The following is a 19,509-nucleotide window of genomic DNA, read 5'->3' on the forward strand; positions in this document are numbered from 1 at the left end:
GGGCGGAGGTCGGTGCTTCCGGGTCCCGGCCCTGCCACTCGGTCCTTCCCTCGCGGCGGAGCTTTCGGGCCCGTCACACTGGATGTGGACTCGACTTGTGGATCGGTCGCCCAAGCACCGCCCGGAAGGTGACCCGGGTTGAGGCGGCGGTGAGCTTCAGATCGGGGCGTGCGGTGTGGTCCCGCCCGCTTCGACGGTTCGGTGGCCCAGCTTGGATGCGGGTGTCCCCGCCCAGGTCACCGACGGCGACCACGATCGTCGCCCTCTCGTGCGCGGAGCCGGCGGCCTGGGCCGTCGACGTCAACTGCTGTCGCAGTGCTGGACGTCGCGCTGAGGCCGAGGGATTGCGGGCGAGTGAACCGACGGCCGCGGCGGCGGACGTCCTGCTCAAGGGGCGAGCCGACGCGAGGTGAGGCAGCGCCCGCCGAAGGAGCGTGGGCGCCAGGTCGAAGCAGGCGAGCGCCGCCTGGTCGAGGACGAGTTCGCCAAGGCCGGTGTCGTTCTGCCACATCAGGGTTCGGGCGTCGGCATCGGCTGACAGGTAGTCGCCGGTCCACGCCCGCAGCTGCGGCGCGAGGCCTTCGACCTGTGCGCGGATCTCCTCAGCCCCGTCGCCGAGGTCTGCGGCTGTCCCGACCGCGTACAGGTAGGCGAGCATCGCATCCGTCATCGAGGGATCGTCGGGCCACAGCGACGCATCGTCCAGGAAGGTGGCGGCGATCATCGCGGTAGGTGCCGTCACGGGCCACGCCTTGCCCTCGCGGCGAAGAGTCACCGACCACAGGTGCGCGTACCCGTCGACGAAAGCCCGGTCATCACCCTCACCAATGAGCGCCGCCAGATGCCGCGGCGTGTCCCCGGCCGGTCCCCTCGCGTGGAACAGGCCGCACCAGTCCACGTCGTCCATGTGATGAGCCACGGCGAGGATGGTCCCATGCCCCTCGGACAGGCCCGCTTCGACCAGGGCGCATTCGGGGCCGGCCGTACACGGGCCCCCGTCGGACTGGACACTTCAGGGGCAGGGCGTGTTACCGGCCGGTAGGGAAGGTGCGTTCGGTGACAGGTTGGCGGCCGGCCTGGGGGAGACCGAGCAGAACGTGACGAGATTCGTCCGGCTGGCCACGATCGGTGCGCTCGCCGTCGTGACGGCGCAGTCCGTTCACGCCCGGCGTGCCAGCGTCGACCTCGCCGAAGACGAGGTGGTGACAAGCAGGACGCCGGATGCCGGCAGCGTGAAGTGCCGTGTGGTGTTCCGTCCGGGCGTGCCGGGGTGGCACGGTGTCCGCTCCGTGTACGTACTGGTCTCGCGTGCGAGCCGCGAGACCAGTACGCCGGGCATCCTTATGGCGAGTTCACGCGGGGCCGAAACGGCCGTGGCATCGCGGACCGGTCGGCTTATGGTCGTAACCACGCAGCAACTCTGTACCAGGCGCTCACGGGCTTCACGGGCCGGACATCCCCGCGGCGAGCGTCGTGCCGTCCCCGGGATCGATCAGGAGGAACGAGCCCGTACGCCGCGAGTCCGCGTAGTGGTCAAGGGCGAGCGGTTCGGCGACCCTGATCCGTACCCGACCGATCTCGTTGGCCACGAGGCGGTCGGGGCGGTGGTTCCGGGGCAGGTCGTCCAGGTCGAGCCGGGAGGTGATGTCGTCGACCACGCCCTTGACGGTCCTGGTGGTGTGTTTCAGCAGGACACGCTGACCGGCCGTCAGGGGGCGGTCGGCCACGTGGCAGACCGTCGCCCTGACGTCCCGCGTGAGGGGCGGGACTCCGTCGGCGGGCACGACGAGGTCGCCTCGCGCGAGGTCGACGTCGTCGTCCAGGAGGAGCGTCACCGAGCGGGGTGCCGACGCCACGTCGACGGGCTCGCCCAGGAGGTCGATCCCGGCGATCGTGGTGGTGGTGCCCGAGGGCAGGACGACGACCCTCTCCCCCACCCGGAAGGAACCGGCCGCTATCTGCCCGGCGTATCCCCGGTAGTCCGGCAGGCCGGGCGTCCCGGGGCGGATGACGTACTGCACGGGGAACCGGGCGCCGCATGCCTCCGTGTCCGTGTCGACGGGCACCGTCTCCAGGTGTTCCAGCACGGTGGGGCCGCTGTACCAGCCCATGGCGGCGGAGAGTTCCACCACGTTGTCCCCGGCGAGCGCCGAGATGGGGATGGCGGTCACCTCAGGGATGCCGAGCGCACCGGCATAGGCCGCGAACTCCTCGGTGATCGCCGCGAACACCTCCTCGCGGTAGCCGACCAGGTCCATCTTGTTGACGGCGAGCACGACGTGCGAAACGCGCAGCAGGGCCGAGATGGCGGCGTGCCGGCGGGTCTGCTCGACCACCCCGTTGCGTGCGTCGACAAGGATCACCGTCAGGTTCGCGGTGGAGGCGCCGGTCACCATGTTCCGGGTGTACTGCACATGGCCGGGGGTGTCGGCGAGGATGAACCGGCGCCGGGGGGTGGCGAAGTAGCGGTAGGCGACGTCGATGGTGATGCCCTGCTCGCGCTCCGCCCGGAGTCCGTCGGTGAGCAGGGCGAGGTCGGGCGCCTGCTGCCCCCGCTCCCGGGAGACGTGCTCGATCGCCTCCAACTGGTCCGCCAGGACGGACTTGGAGTCGTGCAGCAGCCGGCCCACCAGGGTGGACTTGCCGTCGTCCACCGAGCCCGCCGTCGCGAAACGCAGCAGCGTCCCGGTGGCGTGGTCCGCGGGGTCGGCCACGGTGGGTGCGGCAGGTGCGGTCGGTGCGATGGGTACGGTCGGTGCGGTCGGTGCGGTAGGTACGGTCATGGCTAGAAGTACCCTTCCCTCTTGCGGTCTTCCATGGCGGCCTCGGAGAGCTTGTCGTCGGCACGCGTGGCACCCCGCTCGGTGAGCCGGGAGGCGGCGATCTCCGCGATCACGGCCGCGAGCGACGTCGCGTCGGAGTCGACGGCGCCGGTGCAGGACATGTCACCGACGGTCCGGTAGCGGATGAGCCGGGTCTCGACCCGCTCGGACTCCGTGGGCCCTCCCCACGCACCGGAGGTGAGCCACATCCCCGACCGCTTGAACACCGGTCGCTCGTGGGCGAAGTAGATGTCCGGGAGTTCGATTCCCTCCCGGCCGATGTACTGCCAGACGTCCAGCTCGGTCCAGTTGGAGAGCGGGAAGACGCGGACGTGTTCGCCGGGGGCGTGGCGGCCGTTGTAGAGGTTCCACAGCTCGGGGCGCTGGCGGCGCGGGTCCCACTGGGAGAACTCGTCGCGCAGGGAGAACACCCGCTCCTTGGCGCGGGCCTTCTCCTCGTCGCGGCGTCCGCCGCCGAAGACCGCGTCGAAGCGGTGATGCCGGATGGCTTCGGTGAGCGGGACCGTTTGCAGCGGGTTGCGGGTGCCGTCGGGGCGTTCGCGCAGGGTGCCCGCGTCGATGTACTCCTGTACGGAGGCGACGTGCAGGCGCAGGCCGTGCGCGGCGACCGTACGGTCCCGGTAGGCCAGCACCTCGGGGAAGTTGTGCCCGGTGTCCACGTGCAGCAGCGTGAACGGCACCGGCGCGGGCGCGAACGCCTTGAGCGCCAGGTGCAGCATGACGATCGAGTCCTTGCCGCCGGAGAAGAGCATCACCGGCCGCTCGAACTCGCCCGCCACCTCACGGAAGATGTGGACGGATTCGGACTCCAGTGTGTCCAGGTGCGTGGGAAGGCGGTCGGCTGCGGTGCCCGTGGCGAGGGGGCGCGCGGTCGTGGTCATACCAGACCCCTTTCGTCGAGATGGGCGTGGATGGCTGCCACGGACTCGGCCACGGTCAGGTGCTGCGCCGGGACGCGCAGCTCCGGGGCAGCCGGTTCCTCGTACGGGTCGTCCACGCCGGTGAGTCCCGAGATCTCTCCCGCCGCCTGCTGGGCGTAGAGACCCTTCACGTCGCGCACGGAGCACACCTCCACGGGCGTGGCGACGTGGATCTCCACGTACGGTGTGGCCGACGCGGCGTGTCGTCGGCGGACCGCTTCCCGGCCGTCCGCGTACGGCGCGATGACCGGGACCAGGGCCAGCACGCCGTTGCGGGCGAGCAGTTCGGCGACGAAGCCCACCCGCCGGACGTGCGTGTCGCGATCCCGCCGGCCAAAGCCGAGCCCGGCCGACAGGAAGGTACGTATCTCGTCGCCGTCCAGGACCTCCACCCGCCGGCCCTCGGCGCGCAGCCGGCCGGCCAGCGCACGGGCGAGCGTGGACTTGCCCGAGCTGGGCAGGCCCGTCAGCCACACGGTGGCGGCAGCCGGCCGGGGCGGGGCCGCCCCCGCGGCGTCGGTCGTGATCGCTGCCCGGGTCGGGGGCGTTGCTCGGATCGGGGGCGTTCCTCCGGTCGGGGGCGTTGCCAGGGTCGGGGGCGTTCCTCCGGACACGCCCGCGTCGGCGGTACGGGGCTCGGTATCGGTCATGAGGGCGTCTCCGTCGCAGAGGGTGACACGTCGGCGAGCGCGGCGAGGATCCGGTCGCGGTCCACGGGGTGGCAGACGACGAGATCGGGCAGCCACGGGTGCGCTCGGTTGTAGCGCAAGGGTGAGCCGTCGATACGGGAGGCGTGGAGTCCCCGGGCGACGGCGACGGCCACCGGTGCGGCGGAGTCCCACTCGTACTGGCCGCCGGCGTGGACGTAGGCGTCGGCCGCCCCTTCGATCACCGCCGCGATCTTCACCCCGGCCGATCCCATGGGGACCAGCCGGGCGTCCAGGAGCCGGGCGAGGGGGGCGATGAGCGCGGGTGGCCGGCTGCGGCTGACCGCGAGACGCGGCCCCCGCCCCGGGCCGGGTCCGCCGGCCCGGCGCCCGTCGCGGGGCGGGGTCTTCGGCGCCGGCGCCGTGGTGAGGACGGTGTCCCGGGCGGGGAGGGCGACCGCGGCCGCGGTCAGCCGTCCCTCCTCCCACAGCGCCACGTGGACCGCCCAGTCGCTCCGCCCCGCTCGGGCTTCGGAGAACTCCCGCGTACCGTCCAGGGGGTCGATGATCCAGACCCGGGAGGCCCCCGGCCGGCCAGGGTCGTCCGTGCCCTCCTCGGACAGCACCGTGTCGGCCGGGCGGTGGTGGCGCAGGGCGTCGGCGAGGTGGCGCTGCGCCCCCGCGTCACCGATGCGGGCCAGGTCGCGCGGTGCGGCGCCGGCGTGCTGGGCCCGCAGACCGAGCAGGACGTGCCCGGCTCCGGTCGCCAGAGCGGCCGCCAGAGCGGTGTCGTCGGCGATCCGCGGCGGGCCGGCGGGCGGTGGAGCGGTTCGCGGGCGGCTCTCCGGGAGGGCGGGGTCCGTCTCGGTACGGCGCGTGCCGCCGGCGCTCACCACGGTGCCTCGTCCTTCTGCTCCCAGGGCGCCTGGTAGGGCAGGTCCCGGGCGTAGCGGACCAGGACGTCCCTCTCCTCCCAGACCTTCCGTACGGCCTGGGCGTACAGGTCCAGCAGGGGCCCCGCGCCGGGGTGCAGGTGTGCCTTCTGGATGACGAAGGAACTCTCGATCACCCGGCAGGTGTGCGGGGTGTCGTGAGGGCTCCACCCCTGTACGGCCCGTAGCGCGTCCGGCGGGTAGCCGACGGTGCTCGCCGGCCGGCGGAACACGGGCTGCGCGGGCAGGGGGAGGTGCTGGTACATGGCCGCCGGAACACCCTCGGCGCGCAGAGCCCGGACGGCGGCGGCCCGCAACGGCCCCGCCATGCCGGCGGGCAGCCCGAAGGCCTCCGGGTCGAGGCGGAAGCGGAGGATGTGCCAGGCGTGGGTGCGGTCGGCGGGGACGCCCGGCACCGACAGGCCGGGCAGGTCGCGCAGCCGGTCCAGGAAGGCGCGCACGTTGGCGTCGCGGGCCGCCGCCTCGTCCGGGAAGCGGCTCAGCTGGCTGCGGGTGAAGGCGCACTGGAGTGCGTTGGGCTTGTGGTTCCAGCCCAGGGTGTGCGAGACGTACGGGCGCGGCTTGCCGCTCTCGATGACTTCGCCGAACTGGCGCAGCGCCAGGGCGCGTCGGTGCGCGTCCGGGTCGTCGGTGTTGACCAGGCCCCCTTCTCCGCAGGTCGCGAGGTTCTTGCTGACGTTGAGGCTGAAGGAGTTGACCAGGCCGAGCGAGCCGACCCGGGCCCCGTGGTAGGTCGCGCCGTGGGCCTGCGCGGCGTCCTCGACGACGGGGATGCCCAGCGGCCTGGTGACGGCCAGGATCTCGTCCATGTCCGCGGGCAGGCCGTGGAGGTGGACCACGACAACAGCCCGGGTACGGGGGCTGAGAGCGGCGGCCACGGAGGCGGCGTCGGCGTTGAACGTCTCGGGGTCGATGTCGGCGAACACGGGGGTCGCCCCGATGTGGAGCGGGGCGATGCCGCTGGCGACGAAGCTCAGTGCCGGTACGACCACCTCGTCGCCGGGCCGTACCCCGGCGGCGGCGAGGGCCAGGGAGAGCGCGGCGGTGCCGTTGCTGACGGCCAGCGCGTGCCCGGTGCCGACGTACCGCGCCCATTCCCGTTCCAGGGCCGGGATCTCCTCCTCTCCCGCGGCCGCCGCGGTGAACGCGCCGCTGCGCAGGCTGCGCAGGACGGCTGCCTCGTCGTCGGGTGTGACACGGGGCCAGGGCGGGATGCGCCGGCCGCGGGGAATGCCGCGCGGCCCTCCGAGCATGGCCAGGCGCGAGTCGACGGCTGCGGTCACCGTTCCTCCAACAGGTCACTCATGGCCGACAGCACACGTCCGTGATCGAGCAGCAGGTCACGGTGGCGCCGGGCCAGACGGTCCGGGGGCACCTCGTGCCCGCGGGTGAGGGCGGACATGATGCGTACCGCGGTCCAGTGGTGGGCGAGGCGTTCGACGTCCCGGCCCAGTTCCGTCAGGGCGGGGGCGGAGAGCCGTACCCCCGTCGTACGGAGCCATTCGGCGTGCAGCGCGGTGGTCGCCAGGGCCGCGCCGGCCACGATGAACAGCTCGTCCGCCACGGGCTCGGCGGCGCTGTACCGGGTCTCGACGTCGGTGAGGAAGGCGGCCATCCCGGGCAGTCCGGAGTAGTACGGTCCGGTGTCGCCGGTCGTGAATCCCCGGTGGTTGGCGCGGAGCGAGGCCGTGACGGCGGACCGGTCGGGGACCGGTACGGGCTCTCCCAGGCGGGGTTCGAGCCACCGGTGGGAGATGTCCTGGTCGGCGAAGAACATGTCCCGCTCGTGCTCTCCGCGGTTGCCGGAACCGCGGGCGGCGCGCAGGACCGACTGGGAGATGTCGCCGTCGAAGCGGGGCGGGACGGTGTCCATGACCCTGGCGGTGCCGCGCTCGTCGTCGAAGCCGTACACGATGATCAGATGGTTGGCGTGCACGTCCTGGTGGGCGGGACGGAACGGCAGGTAGTAGTTGTCGACGGCCACCGCCACCGGTGTGCCCCCGAGCACCGCCTCGCGCACCTGGCGCCATCCGTCGTCGGCGTCCAGGGGCAGGTGCCAGGCGCTGTCCACCGGGTGGTACGGGGCCAGGGCGCCGAAGAGGGACTGGTCCTGGGCCAGGGGGAGGTAGTACTCCTCGCGGCGGAAGCCGCCTTCGCGATACTGGAAGTGCCATCCGGAGCCGAGGGCGTCGAGCGGGGAGTGGCCGCCCTGGGCGAGGAGGGTGCCGGCGCAGGCGTGCAGGCACCCGGCGAGGTCGTGGCGCCACGGGGTGACGCGCTCCAGGACGACGCGCATCACGCCACCTCCGTCCCGGTCCGGGTGGCGGTGCCCGTACCCGACAGCGTGAGGGCGAAGACGTGGATCGCCGGGTTGTGGGGGAGGCGGATCCCGGCGAGTTCGGTCTCACGCGGCACGGGGACGCGGACCCGCCACAGGGACGGGCCCATGTCGCGCTGGATGTGCCGCGGGTAGTGCATGACGGGGAAGGTGATGCCCGACGTGAACCCGAAGTGGGCCGGAGTCTGCGGCCAGAAGTCGGGGACCCGCAGCCATTCGGGGTCGGTGGTGCCGTCGGCGAAGTGGAGGTGCAGGACGTCCTCCGTACGGCGTTCCCCCGCGGCCAGCAGGTAGATCCAGTCGTACCGGCCCTTCGGTACGTCCAGTCGCTGCCCGGCGCAGCGCAGGTTGTCCGGTCCCTTGGCCTGCGCGGGGAACCGGAAGGGCACTCCGCCGACATCGACCGTGCCGTCCGCGCGGGCCGGCGGGAGGTGCTGCGCGGGGAAGGTGTTCGACCAGACGTTGAAGGCTCCGGCACCGAGGTCGTCGGGCCGGGTGATGCCGGTGTTGTCCAGGTGGGGTCGCAGGTCCACCTGCGTCGGTAGGGCGGCGGGCGGGGCGTGTTCGGCCGCCGGTGCCGTCGGGTCTGCGGTCACGGGATCATCTCCTCACGGGCGGATGGCACGGGCGGATGGCACGAGCGGTGCGGGTGGCACGGGCGGTACGAGCGGTACGGGTGGCACGGGCGGGCGGGGCGCGATCAGGGCCTCGCGGCCGGGGTTGTAGCGCCAGACCGCGAACCGCCACGGGTCGGCGGTGCGGGGCATGACATGCGCCGGGACGCGTTCACGGGGCCCGGCGTACCGGGTGATGTGCGCGTCGAGCGGCAGGCCTCCGGGGCCCGGGGGGTCGCAGGAGCGGTCCGCCGACTGGGGGGCCAGGTGGGCATCGGTGCCCGCGTACCGGACCGGTGCGTCCGGCCCGAGGTGCGCGGCCAGCGCGTCGGCCGCGCCGCGGGCCGCGTCGGCGACACCGCGGTGGTGGCCGGTGACCGCGTACACCTCTCCCGCCAGGGTGAACCAGTTGACGGTGGGCCGTGGTGCGGGCCAGATCCACTCCTCGGCGAGGGGCGCCGGGGTGGCCGGGGAGCCGGGGCGGCGTTCCATCACCAGTTCGCTCAGCGGTTTGCCGGGCCCCGGTTCCAGTCCGGTGACGCGGAAGCCCAAGTGGGCGTAGAGCGGGGGCAGTCCGCGTTCGACGACCGCGTTGAGGCGGATCGCGGGTATGCCGAGGCCGGCCGCGGCCCGGTCCAGCGCCGACAGCAGGAGGCGGCCGACCCCGCCGCCGCGCAGGGCGGGGTTCACGACCACCCGGTGGACGCACCAGGCCCCGGTGTCCGGCCTGGTCACCCGCATCGCCCCGGTGACGCCAGCCGAGGGGTCGAGGGCGATCCACAGCGCGCCGCCGGCGGCGAGTTCGCCGAGGAGTGGCGCTGCCTCGTCGCGGGCCCCGTCGGGGCGCGGCAGTCCGGCGATCTCCCCGGTGTCCGAGAAGGCCCTTCTCGTCAGCGCGGCGACCCGGTCCGCCCAGCGGCGGGCCTCCGGGCCCGTCCCGGTGACGGTGAGGACGCGGCCGCTCACCGGTATCGCCTCAGCAGCGTCTCGAAGCAGTCCGCTCCGAACCGCAGCGCGTCGGCCGGGACCCGTTCGTCCGAGGTGTGCAGCAGCCAGCGGTGCGGGGCGCCGGGCGGCAGGAGCAGCGGGGTCCAGCCGAAGCAGGTGATGCCGAGCCGGGCGAAGAGACGGGCGTCCGTCGAGGCCGTGGTCAGCATCGGGACCGGCACGCCGCCGGGGTCCTTCTCGGCGAGGATGCCGGCCAGGGTGTCGTAGAAGTCGTCGAAGGCCGGTTCCGGCATCTCCTCCCCGAGCACCAGGACCTCCGCGTCGAGGGGAAGGCCGACCAGCTCCGAGAGGTCCGTGACAAATCGTTCCGGCGGGTACGAGCCGGGCAGGAGGCGTCCGTCGAGTTCGACGGTGATCTCGGCCGGCAGGACGTTGGTGGTGGTGCCTCCCCGCAGAACCGTGGGATTGACCGAGTGGCGGACGGCCGAGCGGAAGTACTGGGCGTCGCGGGCGGGCAGGGCGTCCAGGGCCGCCGGGTCCGCGGGGTTGTCCCGCAGGCGCGCGATCGCGGAGGCCGCCGGGCCGGACAGCCGGCTGTGCAGTGCCGCGAGGAGGCGCTCGACCACCGGGGTGACGACCGGCGGCAGTCCGCCGGGCTCCAGGGCCGACAGCAGCCGGGTCAGCTGTCGTACGGCGGTGTCGGGGCCGGCGACCCGCGAGCCGTGTCCGGCGGGTCCCCGCAGGGTGACGCGCAGCCAGCAGGCCCGCTTCTCCGCCACGACGACGGGGTGGACGCGCAGCGCGCCGTCCAGGTCGAGCCCGGCCCCGCCCTCCTCGCCGATCGCGTAGCGGGCTCCGGCGAACAGCTCGGGGTGTTCACGGAGCAGGTACGAGGCACCCGCGGCGCTGCCGGACTCCTCGTCGCTGACCACGGCCAGCACGATGTCCCCGGCCGGCCGCTCGTGGCCCGTACTCAGGCGGTGCAGGGCCGCCGTCATCATCGCCAGTGGTCCCTTCATGTCGACCGCGCCGCGACCCCAGACCTCCTGGCCGCCGCGGCCGTCGGGGACCAGGTCGCCGCTGAAGGCGGGCCGGCTCCAGGGCTGCCCCGCGGTGGGCACGACATCGGTGTGGGCGTGCAGCACCAGGGGCGGTGCCTCGCCCCGTCCCTCCAGCCGGGCCACCAGGTTGGGCCGGTCCTGGTCGCCGGCCACGATGCGGGTGTGCAGCCCGGCGTCGGCGAGCTGGTCCCGTAACCACCTGGTGCAGGCGGCGGTCCCGCCGGGCGGGTTGGTGGTGTCGAAGCGGATGAGGCGGCGGGTCGTCTCGACCACGTCGGCGATGGTGAGGGACTGCCTCACGGGGGCGCTCACGCGCCGCCGTCCTCGTCACGCGGCCGTCCGCCGCCGGGCGACGGCCGCGTGCTCCGGGTGTTCTCGTGGGCCGGGCGGTCGCCGCCCGCCTGCTTGTGTGTGGTCGCTGTCATCCCGACTCGCTCCCGTCACGCGCGGCCCGAGGCCGCGAGAAGTAGGTCCGATCAGGACGCTAGGCCGTGGCGGCGGGGCGGACCAGCAACAGGACCGCGCTTCTGCCCGGGGGCCGGGGAGCACGGTGATGGCACGGGTCAACGCGGCGCTTACCCCCGCAGGGACGCGCCGTCCGGCGCGAAGTCCGGCCGTCCGCCCCGGAATAGGCCGTGAGCTGGGAATGAACGCCGCCCGCACGGCATGAACGCGGTGTGGGACCGGGCCACTTCGAAAAGATCATGGACCCGACACCACGCGCGTGTTTGTCCACTGCTCACCGGGAAAGACGACAGGCTGTCCTTTCTCCTGCCGAAGCACCGAAGCACCGAAGCACCGAATGACCGGCACGGGAAAATACAGTTGGGGGATGCCTGCGAGCGCTGCCTGAGGCACACCGACGTCCAGCACACCGAAATTCAAAGTGACGAACAAGGGAAACCGCGTTGGGCACCTCGACCGCTGTGCACTTAGGACTTCACGACCACGCGACGAACGGGGCGGGAGCACCACAGAGAATCCGCTCCGGGAACCCCTACTTGAACCCTTCGGCAAATCCGCAGGGCCGGCCCGACCCGATGCAGCGCATTCTCGTCTGCGGCCGCCTCCCCATCATGCGGGACGCGATATGCGGCTTCATCCGCAATGAACCCGGTATGGAGGTCGTCGGCGCGACCGACAGCGGCAGGGACGCCGTCTCGCTGGTGCGTACCGCCCATCCCCATGTCGTCATCACGGAACTGGACCTGTTCAGCCTCTCCGGCGCCGGTCTCATCCAGCGGCTCCGCCAGGACGAACACGGCGCGGCACCGCGCGTCATCGCGTTCACCCTGGGGGTGGACGACGAGATGCTCACCAGGATCATCCACGCCGGCGTCAACGGCGTGCTGGCGGAGAACGCCACCCGCCACGAGGTCGTCGCCGCCGTGCACGCCGCGGCGAAGGGCCACATGTCCCTCGCGCCCCAGCTCGCCCAGCGCCTGATCGAGTGGTTCCGCCTGAACAACGGGCACTTCGACGAACGGCTGCGGCAATCGGCGGAGTCGCTCACCTCGCGCGAGCGTGAGGTGCTGAGGCTCATGGCGCGCGGGCGCACCATGGAGCACATCGCGCAGAAGCTGTGCATCGAGCTGACCACCGTACGGACGCACATCTACCGCATGCGCACCAAGCTCGCCATCCACGACCGGGCCCAGCTGGTGGCGTTCGCCTACCGGGCGGGTCTCATGCAGGCCGCCTGAGCCCCCGCCGGCCGGGAGCGCGCCGGCGGGTCGGGGGCGTGTCCACCGTGACCACAGACTGAACCGACCGGCGTCCGGGGACGCGCGGTCGGTTCAGCCGTGTGCGCCGCTGCGGCTGCCCTCACGTCACGGCCGCGCGGGCAGCGCCTCCGCCAGCAGCTTCTCGTAGAACGGCAGATGGTGGCGGAGGTAGCCGGCCAGCCGCTCGTCGTTCTTCACGTCGACCGCGTAGGCGTTCTCCCTGGTGTGCACGCCGCTGCTGGCACTCGCGTCGCGGTGCCAGCGGGCCGACGGCGTCCACTCGTCGCGCTCCCCGCTGTTCCAGGTGAGGGCCTCGGCCTTGTGGGCCAGGCCCACCGCCCGGCAGTAGGCCCGGACGGTCTCCTCCGGCTGCTCCGCGAACCGGTCGCCGTCGATGACCATGGGAGCGCGCCCGGTCGCCTCCCGTACCGCTTCGTACAGCTCGTACACGGCCTCGAACCCGATCTGGTGGAGCCGGACGTCCGGGTTCAGGGCGTGGTACGAGGCGATGGTCTTCTCCGGATGCCGGATCAGGAACGTGTGCACCGCGTCGCGTGCGAGGAAGTCCCGGTCGGCCAGTACTCCGGGGTACCGCTCGTCGGTGGTGTCCTTGAAGAAGACACGGCGCTCGCGGTTCGCGTCCCGCAGCGCCGCCACGAGTTCCGCCTCCGTGGCCGCCTCCCGCCCCGCCACCTCGCACCGGCCGAACTCGGCCAGGTAGGAGAACGGTTCGTGTACGACGCCCACGTCGCCGCGCTCCCCCATCACCCGGAAAAAGGCCGTGGACCGGCTCCGCGGAACACTCCACAAGGCCAGCATCGGCTTACCGGCGTTCTCTTCCTGCGTCATAAACCCTCCACGGTTCGGCGACGGGACTTACGCATCGAACGGATGGTATGCCCGGGCCGGCGCATCGCAGTCCTCCGGGCCGTCAGGTGCGCACGACGGCTTACCCGGTGTCGTCACTGTGTTGAGGGCGGCATTGATTGTTCCACCTGGTGCGCATTCCACAGCCGGGACCGGGGCGGAAGAATGTTCCGAGGAAGACCGGCGGGTCCGGTCTTCCGCACCTTCCGAAAAGGACGGAGAGCGAACATGGCTTCATGCCCGGAATGCAACATCGGAATATCCGCGCCGAACGTCTCGGCGGTCAGCGAGATCGTCGAGTGCGGGGACTGCCACAGCGAACTGGAGGTCGTCGGCGTCAGCCCGCTGCGGCTGGCACTGGCACCCGAGATCGAAGAGGACTGGGGCGAATAACCGTGCCGGACTCGGCAGTACGCCTGGCGCTCGTCGCCTCCCGGATACGTTCCGACGAGAAGCTCCTGCTGGCCGCCGCGGAGAGGCAGTCGGTCGCGGTCACCGTGGTGGACAGCCGCACCCTCACGTGCGCTCTGGACGCGCGCCGGCCGGATTGGGACCTCGCGCTCAACCGCGAGATCGGCTACGCCCGCGCCCTCTACGCGGCCCGCGGTATCGAAGCCACGCGCGGCACCGTCGTCAACAGCGCCCGCGCGACGGAACTGTGCGGTGACAAGTGGCAGACGTCGGCCGCCCTGGCCCGGGCCGGCGTGGCGACCCCGCGCACGGCCCTGGCCCTGACTCCCGAGGCCGGCCTGGACGCGCTGTCCGAGGTGGGGTATCCGGCGGTCCTGAAGCCGCTGGTCGGTTCCTGGGGGCGGTTGGTGACCCCCGTCGCCGACGAGGCCACCGCCCGGCTCGTCCTGGAGTACGTCTCCGCCCTGCCGCATCCGACGTCCCACATCGTCTACGCGCAGGAGATGGTGGACAAGCGAGGACGCGATCTGCGGGTCGCCGTCATCGGGGGCCGCGCCGTCGCCGCGGCCCACCGCTCGGGTCCGGAGTGGCGTACCAACGTCCATCTGGGGGGCACCGCGCGGGCCTGTGCCCTCACTCCCGAGCTGGACCGGCTGGCCGTCGAGGCGGCCGGCGCCGTCGGCGCCGAGATCGCGGGCGTGGACATCGTGGAGGACGCCGACGGACGGCCGTTCGTGCTGGAGGTCAACCACGGTTTCGAGTTCACCGGGCTCCAGGAGAGTCTGGGGCGGACCCTCGACGTCGCCGGGGAGATCGTGGCCTATCTGGCAGGGCGCCCGGAAACGACCCGGGCCCTCGGCGCGCGGGGAGCGGCCGCGTGATCCGGGTCGGGGTGGTGGGCGGGTCGGGTTACATCGGCGGGGAGTTGCTGCGCCTCCTCGTCGGTCACCCCCGCCTGTCCCCGGTGGCCACCGTTTCGAACCGGTTCGCGGGAAAGCGGGTGGACGGCGTCCACCCCAATCTGCGCGGCCTGACCGAGCTGACCTTCTCGTCACCGGAGGACCTGGAGCACTACGACGTCCTGATGCTGGCGACCCCGCACCGGGAGACCATGGGCCGGATGCGGGAGTACCTGCGACGGGCCGACGTCCTCGTCGACCTGTCCGGGGACTTCCGGTTGCGCGACCCCGCCGTCTACGCCCGCCACTACGGCACCGAGCACTCGGAACCCGCCCTGCTGGAGCGGTTCGTCACCGGTCTGCCCGAGCTCCACCGTGCCGAACTGCGCCACGCGGACCTCATCAGCGTGCCCGGCTGCATGGCCGCGGCGGGCATCCTGGCCCTGGGGCCCGCAGCCCGCGCGGGACTGGTGAAGCAGCCCGTGACGCTGGACGCCAGGACCGGGTCCAGCGGATCGGGGGCCGCGGCCGGCTCGACGAACCTGCACGCCGAACGCAGCGGCGCGCTGCGCGTGTTCGCCCCCACCTCGCACCGGCACAGCGCCGAGATGGAGCAGGCCACCGGCCTGTCCGTGAAGATGACGGCGACCGGCGTCGAGGCCGTACGCGGAGTCCAGGTCGTCGCCCGCGTGACCTTGGAGAACGGGGTGGACGAGCGTGCTCTGCGGACGGCCTACCGGGACGCCTACGCCGACGAGCCGTTCGTCCGTGTCGTCGCGCAGCGGCGCGGAGGCTACCGCCTGCCGGAACCGAAGATCCTCAGCGGCAGCAACTACTGCGACGTGGGCTTCGCCGCCGACGGCGCCGACGCGGTACTCGTCGGCGCTCTCGACAACCTGGTCAAGGGCGGCGCGGGCAACGCCGTGCAGTGCCTGAACGTGCGCTTCGGCTGGCCCGAGCGGCTCGGCCTCGAATTCACCGGGCTCCACCCGGCCTGAACCACGCCGGCCCATCACGACAGTGGCGTGCCTCCACCGCGGAGGCGCCGCTCAGAGAGGGACAGCATGAGTGACATCACGGTGGTCAAATGCGGCGGGAACGCCGCGGTCGACCCGGCGGCCTTCTGCTCCGACGTCGCCGACCTGGTGCACGCGGGCGGCAGAGTCGTGGTCGTGCACGGAGGCTCCGCCGACATCGAGGACGTGGCCCGTGAGATGGGCACCCCGTTACGGACGATGACCTCGCCGGACGGCGTCACCACCCGCTACACGGACGAGGAGGCGCTGGACATCGTCACCCTGGCGCTGGCCGGCCGCGCCAAACCGCGGCTGCTGGGCGAACTGGTCCGGCGCGGTGTCACGGCCCTCGGGATGACGGGCCTGGACGCCGGCCTGCTGCGTGCCCGGCGCAAGAGGGCGCACCGGGCGCGGGTGGACGGACGGCTGGTCGTGGTACGGGACAACCACAGCGGGGTCGTCACCGAGGTGGACACCGCCCTGCTCGTCCGGCTCCTGGACGCGGGGGTCACCCCCGTCATCTCTCCGCCGGCGCTGGCGGAGGACGGGCGGCCGGTCAACGCGGACGCCGACCGGGTCGCCGCCGCCGTGGCCGCCGGACTCGACGCCCGGTCCCTGGTGATGCTCACCGGGGCCCCGGGCGTGCTGGAGGACCCCCAGGACGACGCCTCGGTCATTCCTGTCTACACGGTGAGGGGCGACGGGGCGGTGCCCCGTCTGGGAGGCGGCATGTCGATGAAGCTGGTCGCCGCACGGGAGGCCCTGCGCAACGGGGTCTCGCGCGTGGTCATCGCCGACGGCCGGGTGCTCAACCCGCTTCGGGCCATCGGGTCCACCCGGGTCGTGCTGGCGGGAGCGGGCCGGTGACCGTTCCCGCCCGCGCCCCGGGTGGGCACGTACCGCCGGACCATCCCGCGGTGGACACCCTGCGGCGCTTCCTGCGGATCCCCTCGCCGTCGGGGGAGGAAGGGCCGGTGGCGGCGGAGGCGGTCGCCGTCATGCGGGGCCTCGGCTACCGGGCCGGGACCGACGCGGCCGGCAACGCCGTCGGCGTCATCGGCACCGGGGACGGCCCCCGCCTCATGCTGCTGGGCCACATCGACACCGTCAGCGGGCAGATCCCGGTGCGCCTCTCGGACGGGCGGCTGTACGGGCGCGGAGCGGTGGACGCCAAGGCGCCCTTCGCCGCGATGATCCACGCCGGTGCGGCCCTCGGGCCGCGCTTCCCCGGCAGCGTGACGGTCGTCGGGGCGGTCGAGGAGGAGACACCGGGTTCCAGGGGGGCCGTCGCGGTCCGGGAAACGCACCGGCCGCCCGACGCCCTCGTCGTCGGGGAACCGAGTGGCTGGTCCACCGTCGTCCTCGGTTACAAGGGCAAGCTCGACCTCCGTTACCGCGTCACCCGGCCCCCGACACATCCGAGCAATCCGGCGCCCAAGGCGGCCGAACTGGCGGCGGAGTGCTGGTACACACTGCTGGACCTGCTCGGTCCCGACAGCGGCCACGGCTCCTTCGGCCGGCCGGGCGCCACCATCGTCACCCTGCGCGGTGACCCCGCCGCGGCCGAGGCGGAGTTCGACGTGCGGATCCCGCCCGGCTTCGACACCGACGCGCTCCTGCGGGCGCTCCGGGACCGTACGCCGTACGGTGAACTGACCGAGCTCCAGGCGGTGTCCGCCGTACGCACCACCCGGCGCGACCCGGTCGTGCGGGCGCTGTCCGCGGCCGTCCGGGCGCACGGGGGCGAGCTCTCCCAGAAGGTCAAGACCGCCACGTCGGACATGAACACGCTGGCCGAGGCCTGGGACGTCCCGATGGCCACCTACGGGCCCGGGGACAGCCGCCTGGACCACGCCGACGACGAGCACATCGAGATCGACGAGTACCTCAAGGGCGTCTCGGTGCTGACCCACGCGCTGCGGCGGCTCGCCACCGACCAGGAACTCACCAGGAGCCGTACATGACCCTTTCCGTGGCCCACGCGCCCTCCCTTCCCGGACCGGCCCCCGACGACCTGACGGCGGCGGCGCTGCGCGTACGCGAACGCGTGCTGCGCCTGTGCGCCACCCCGGACGGAGCGCACGCGGGCGGTTCCCTGTCGGAGGTGGAGATCCTGCTCACCCTCTACCGCCGTGTCCTCCGGGTCTTCCCGGAGCGGCCCGACGACCCCGGCCGCGACATCTTCGTCCTGAGCAAGGGACACGGCGCGGCCGGTCTGTACGCCGTACTCGCCGAATGCGGGTTCCTCACCGACGAGGCCCTCGCCTCGTACGGAACGCCCGGCAGCGGCTTCCTCGCGCATCCCACCACCGTCGTCCCCGGTGTGGAGGCGGCGACGGGGTCGCTGGGGCACGGTCTGCCCCTGGGCGTCGGCTTCGCCCAGGCGGCCCGGCTGGCCGGGTCCGACCGGCGCTGCGTGGTCCTCACCGGCGACGGCGAGCTCCAGGAGGGGTCCGTCTGGGAGGCGGCGATGGTGGCCGCGTCCCTGGGACTCGACGGGCTGACCGCCGTCGTCGACCGCAACGGCCTCCAGATCAGCGGCGACACGGAGAGCGTCGTCCGCCTGGAACCGCTGGCCGACCGGTGGCGCGGTTTCGGCTGGACGGTCCGGGAGGCCGACGGACACGACGTCGGCGCCCTGACCGAGGTGCTGTCGGCGCCTCCGGAGAAAGGGCGGCCCACGGTCGTCATCGCGCACACGCGCAAGGGGCGCGGCGTCCCGGCCATCGAGGGCCAGACCAAGAGCCACTTCGCGAAACTCACCCCGCAGGCGCACGCCCGCGCGGTGCGGTCCCTCCGCGGCACCGGGCAGGGGGCCTCATGACCGCGCCGGCCGAGGTGACGCGTTCCGGCCGCGAGACGTACCGCGACGCGCTGGTGCGCCTGATGCTGGAGGACGAACGGGTCGTCTGCCTGGACAGCGACACCGGGCTGTTCTCCGGCGTCGACTTCGGCCCGGCGTCCGCGCGTTACGTCAATCTGGGCATCGCCGAACAGAACATGATGGGGGTGGCCGCGGGACTGGCCCGCTCCGGCATGGTCCCCTTCGTCAACACCATGGCCGCCTTCGCCAGCACCCGTGCCGTGGAGGCGGTGAAGATAGACATCGCGTACGCCGGACTGCCCGTCCGCATCGTGGCCACCCATGCCGGGCTCTCCGCCGGCCATCTCGGGCCGACCCACCACTGCCTGGAGGATCTGGCCGTCATGCGGCTGTTCCCCGGGATGACCGTGGCCGTGCCGGCGGACGCCGACGCGGTGGAGAGCGTGCTGCACCAGGGCATGGAGCTGCCCGGTCCGCTGTACGTACGGCTCGGCCGGGCCGCGACCCCCGCCCTGGAGACCGCGGCGCAGCCGCCGCGCCTGGGCCGGGCCCAACTCCTGCGCGCCGGCGCGGACATCACCCTGGTCGCCTGCGGCCCCTACCCGGTGCGCTACGCGCTGGAGGCCGCGGACGTCCTGGCCGCCGAGGGGCTGGAGGCCGCGGTCCTCAACATGCACACGGTGAAACCGCTGGACACGGCGGCCCTGGCGGACGCGCGCGCCGTGGTGACGGTGGAGGAGCACTGGCGCGGCGGCGGCCTGGGAGGGGCGGTCGCCGAGGCGCTCGGGCCCCGCGGGGTCCGTGTCGCGCGGGTGGGTGTGGAGGACACCTTCGTCTCCGAGTCCGGCTCTCACACGTACCTGCTCGGCCGTGCGGGGCTCAGCCCCGGCGCGGTGGCCGAGGCCGCCCGCTCGGTGCGGTGAGCGCCCGCTCGGTGCGGTGAGCGGGGCCGGGTCCGGTCACGGGCCCGGTCCCCTGGACGCCGTACCCCGCCGGTGTCAACACCACGCTGCACTTGGGTCCGGAGGCTCCGTACCGGCCCCGCCCCCGTGCTTGCATCGATCTCAGTCCCCTCGCCCCGGGCGAGAGTCCGCACCGTTGCCCGCGAAAGGTGGCAGCCATGACCCAGCAGACCGAGGAGACCTACTCCGTCGTCGTCAACGACGAGGAGCAGTACTCCGTCTGGCCCGCCCGACGTCCGCTCCCAGCCGGCTGGACCGCAGTGCCGCTGGACGGCGGCGGCAGCGGCACCAAGGAGCGCTGCCTGGAGCACATCGAGCGCGTCTGGCGGGACACGCGGCCGCGCGGTCTGCGCGAGATCGCGGAGAACGGCCGGTGAGCGCGGCGGCACCGGTGACCGCCGCAGGGATCTCCGGCCGGCGCGGCGAGGCACCGCCGGCCGGAGGGGACGGCCTGTCCGACGAGGAGGCGGCCCGCCTGCCGG

Annotated in this window: 20 protein-coding genes; 9 read left to right on the forward strand and 11 right to left on the reverse strand. The window is 73.0% G+C overall.

From position 1 onward, the window contains the following. Positions 1 to 73 precede the first annotated feature (73 nt). From ACIODU_RS17755 to ACIODU_RS17800, 10 genes are all read right to left on the reverse strand, one after another. On the reverse strand, positions 74 to 907 hold the full coding sequence (locus ACIODU_RS17755; protein WP_401768455.1) for a hypothetical protein: 834 nt from the start codon (positions 905 to 907) through the stop codon (positions 74 to 76). A 535-nt stretch (positions 908 to 1,442) separates the two neighbouring features. Continuing rightward, positions 1,443 to 2,783: a sulfate adenylyltransferase subunit 1 gene (locus tag ACIODU_RS17760; protein ID WP_401768457.1), complete on the reverse strand. Its 1,341-nt coding sequence runs from the start codon at positions 2,781 to 2,783 to the stop codon at positions 1,443 to 1,445. Positions 2,784 to 2,785: 2 nt separating this feature from the next. Then, positions 2,786 to 3,724, reverse strand: coding sequence for a sulfate adenylyltransferase subunit CysD (gene cysD, locus ACIODU_RS17765; protein ID WP_401768459.1), 939 nt, complete (start codon positions 3,722 to 3,724; stop codon positions 2,786 to 2,788). After that, positions 3,721 to 4,353 carry an adenylyl-sulfate kinase gene (cysC, locus tag ACIODU_RS17770; protein WP_401768734.1) on the reverse strand — a complete coding sequence of 211 codons (633 nt, stop codon included), beginning with the start codon at positions 4,351 to 4,353 and terminating at the stop codon, positions 3,721 to 3,723. The genes cysD and cysC overlap by 4 nt, the downstream gene beginning before the upstream one ends. Positions 4,354 to 4,409: 56 nt before the next feature. Beyond that, on the reverse strand, positions 4,410 to 5,306 hold the full coding sequence (locus tag ACIODU_RS17775; RefSeq protein WP_401768461.1) for a 3'(2'),5'-bisphosphate nucleotidase CysQ: 897 nt from the start codon (positions 5,304 to 5,306) through the stop codon (positions 4,410 to 4,412). Next, entirely contained in the window at positions 5,300 to 6,646 is a 1,347-nt protein-coding gene (locus tag ACIODU_RS17780) for a DegT/DnrJ/EryC1/StrS family aminotransferase (protein ID WP_356422801.1), read from the reverse strand. Before ACIODU_RS17780 ends, ACIODU_RS17775 begins: the two co-directional genes overlap by 7 nt. Next, complete coding sequence (locus ACIODU_RS17785) at positions 6,643 to 7,659, reverse strand: BtrH N-terminal domain-containing protein (RefSeq protein WP_356422803.1); 1,017 nt, start codon at positions 7,657 to 7,659, stop codon at positions 6,643 to 6,645. Before ACIODU_RS17785 ends, ACIODU_RS17780 begins: the two co-directional genes overlap by 4 nt. Next, positions 7,659 to 8,297, reverse strand: coding sequence for a hypothetical protein (locus ACIODU_RS17790; protein WP_401768463.1), 639 nt, complete (start codon positions 8,295 to 8,297; stop codon positions 7,659 to 7,661). Before ACIODU_RS17790 ends, ACIODU_RS17785 begins: the two co-directional genes overlap by 1 nt. 12 nt (positions 8,298 to 8,309) lie before the next feature. After that, positions 8,310 to 9,281 (reverse strand): GNAT family N-acetyltransferase, encoded by a 972-nt coding sequence (locus ACIODU_RS17795; RefSeq protein WP_401768465.1) that lies wholly within the window; start codon positions 9,279 to 9,281, stop codon positions 8,310 to 8,312. Beyond that, a complete protein-coding gene (locus tag ACIODU_RS17800; protein ID WP_401768467.1) occupies positions 9,278 to 10,636 on the reverse strand; it encodes a M20/M25/M40 family metallo-hydrolase in 1,359 nt (452 codons plus the stop codon). The genes ACIODU_RS17795 and ACIODU_RS17800 overlap by 4 nt, the downstream gene beginning before the upstream one ends. A 689-nt stretch (positions 10,637 to 11,325) precedes the next feature. On the opposite strand from ACIODU_RS17800, the gene ACIODU_RS17805 reads away from it, so the two are divergent. Beyond that, a complete protein-coding gene (locus ACIODU_RS17805; protein WP_356422815.1) occupies positions 11,326 to 12,027 on the forward strand; it encodes a response regulator transcription factor in 702 nt (233 codons plus the stop codon). A gap of 126 nt (positions 12,028 to 12,153) precedes the next feature. Here ACIODU_RS17805 and ACIODU_RS17810 read toward each other — a convergent pair whose 3' ends face one another. Continuing rightward, positions 12,154 to 12,897, reverse strand: coding sequence for a sulfotransferase family protein (locus ACIODU_RS17810; RefSeq protein WP_401768469.1), 744 nt, complete (start codon positions 12,895 to 12,897; stop codon positions 12,154 to 12,156). Between the two features lie 246 nt (positions 12,898 to 13,143). Here ACIODU_RS17810 and lysW point away from each other — a divergent pair, with 246 nt between their 5' ends. The 8 genes from lysW (at position 13,144) to ACIODU_RS17850 (ending at position 19,404) form a co-directional block, all read left to right on the forward strand. After that, entirely contained in the window at positions 13,144 to 13,308 is a 165-nt protein-coding gene (gene lysW / locus ACIODU_RS17815; RefSeq protein WP_356422820.1) for a lysine biosynthesis protein LysW, read from the forward strand. 2 nt (positions 13,309 to 13,310) lie between these two features. Then, complete coding sequence (locus tag ACIODU_RS17820) at positions 13,311 to 14,207, forward strand: RimK family alpha-L-glutamate ligase (protein WP_401768471.1); 897 nt, start codon at positions 13,311 to 13,313, stop codon at positions 14,205 to 14,207. Beyond that, positions 14,204 to 15,223, forward strand: a complete 1,020-nt coding sequence (argC, locus tag ACIODU_RS17825; protein ID WP_401768473.1) for an N-acetyl-gamma-glutamyl-phosphate reductase — start codon at positions 14,204 to 14,206, stop codon at positions 15,221 to 15,223. The genes ACIODU_RS17820 and argC overlap by 4 nt, the downstream gene beginning before the upstream one ends. A 66-nt stretch (positions 15,224 to 15,289) precedes the next feature. Beyond that, entirely contained in the window at positions 15,290 to 16,108 is an 819-nt protein-coding gene (locus tag ACIODU_RS17830; protein ID WP_356422828.1) for a [LysW]-aminoadipate kinase, read from the forward strand. After that, the gene (locus tag ACIODU_RS17835; RefSeq protein WP_356422831.1) at positions 16,105 to 17,205 is read left to right on the forward strand and encodes a M20/M25/M40 family metallo-hydrolase; all 1,101 of its coding nucleotides are present in this window, start codon (positions 16,105 to 16,107) and stop codon (positions 17,203 to 17,205) included. Before ACIODU_RS17830 ends, ACIODU_RS17835 begins: the two co-directional genes overlap by 4 nt. Next, on the forward strand, positions 17,202 to 18,065 hold the full coding sequence (locus ACIODU_RS17840) for a transketolase (protein ID WP_356422834.1): 864 nt from the start codon (positions 17,202 to 17,204) through the stop codon (positions 18,063 to 18,065). Before ACIODU_RS17835 ends, ACIODU_RS17840 begins: the two co-directional genes overlap by 4 nt. Continuing rightward, on the forward strand, positions 18,062 to 18,988 hold the full coding sequence (locus tag ACIODU_RS17845; protein ID WP_356422836.1) for a transketolase C-terminal domain-containing protein: 927 nt from the start codon (positions 18,062 to 18,064) through the stop codon (positions 18,986 to 18,988). Before ACIODU_RS17840 ends, ACIODU_RS17845 begins: the two co-directional genes overlap by 4 nt. A 197-nt stretch (positions 18,989 to 19,185) precedes the next feature. Beyond that, positions 19,186 to 19,404, forward strand: a complete 219-nt coding sequence (locus ACIODU_RS17850) for an MbtH family protein (RefSeq protein ID WP_401768476.1) — start codon at positions 19,186 to 19,188, stop codon at positions 19,402 to 19,404. Positions 19,405 to 19,509 lie beyond the last annotated feature (105 nt).

Origin of the sequence: Streptomyces sp. NPDC088261, from assembly GCF_044740805.1 — a bacterium.
Taxonomy (GTDB): domain Bacteria; phylum Actinomycetota; class Actinomycetes; order Streptomycetales; family Streptomycetaceae; genus Streptomyces.

Excerpts from the sequence above, each read along its gene's own strand:
- ACIODU_RS17755 (WP_401768455.1), bottom strand. The coding sequence starts at position 907 with ATGGACGACGTGGACTGGTGCGGCCTGTTCCACGCGAGGGGACCGGCC.
- ACIODU_RS17760 (WP_401768457.1), bottom strand. The coding sequence starts at position 2,783 with ATGACCGTACCTACCGCACCGACCGCACCGACCGTACCCATCGCACCG.
- cysD (WP_401768459.1), bottom strand. The coding sequence starts at position 3,724 with ATGACCACGACCGCGCGCCCCCTCGCCACGGGCACCGCAGCCGACCGC.
- ACIODU_RS17785 (WP_356422803.1), bottom strand. The coding sequence starts at position 7,659 with ATGCGCGTCGTCCTGGAGCGCGTCACCCCGTGGCGCCACGACCTCGCC.
- ACIODU_RS17810 (WP_401768469.1), bottom strand. The coding sequence starts at position 12,897 with ATGACGCAGGAAGAGAACGCCGGTAAGCCGATGCTGGCCTTGTGGAGT.
- lysW (WP_356422820.1), top strand. The coding sequence starts at position 13,144 with ATGGCTTCATGCCCGGAATGCAACATCGGAATATCCGCGCCGAACGTC.
- ACIODU_RS17830 (WP_356422828.1), top strand. The coding sequence starts at position 15,290 with ATGAGTGACATCACGGTGGTCAAATGCGGCGGGAACGCCGCGGTCGAC.
- ACIODU_RS17840 (WP_356422834.1), top strand. The coding sequence starts at position 17,202 with ATGACCCTTTCCGTGGCCCACGCGCCCTCCCTTCCCGGACCGGCCCCC.
- ACIODU_RS17845 (WP_356422836.1), top strand. The coding sequence starts at position 18,062 with ATGACCGCGCCGGCCGAGGTGACGCGTTCCGGCCGCGAGACGTACCGC.
- ACIODU_RS17850 (WP_401768476.1), top strand. The coding sequence starts at position 19,186 with ATGACCCAGCAGACCGAGGAGACCTACTCCGTCGTCGTCAACGACGAG.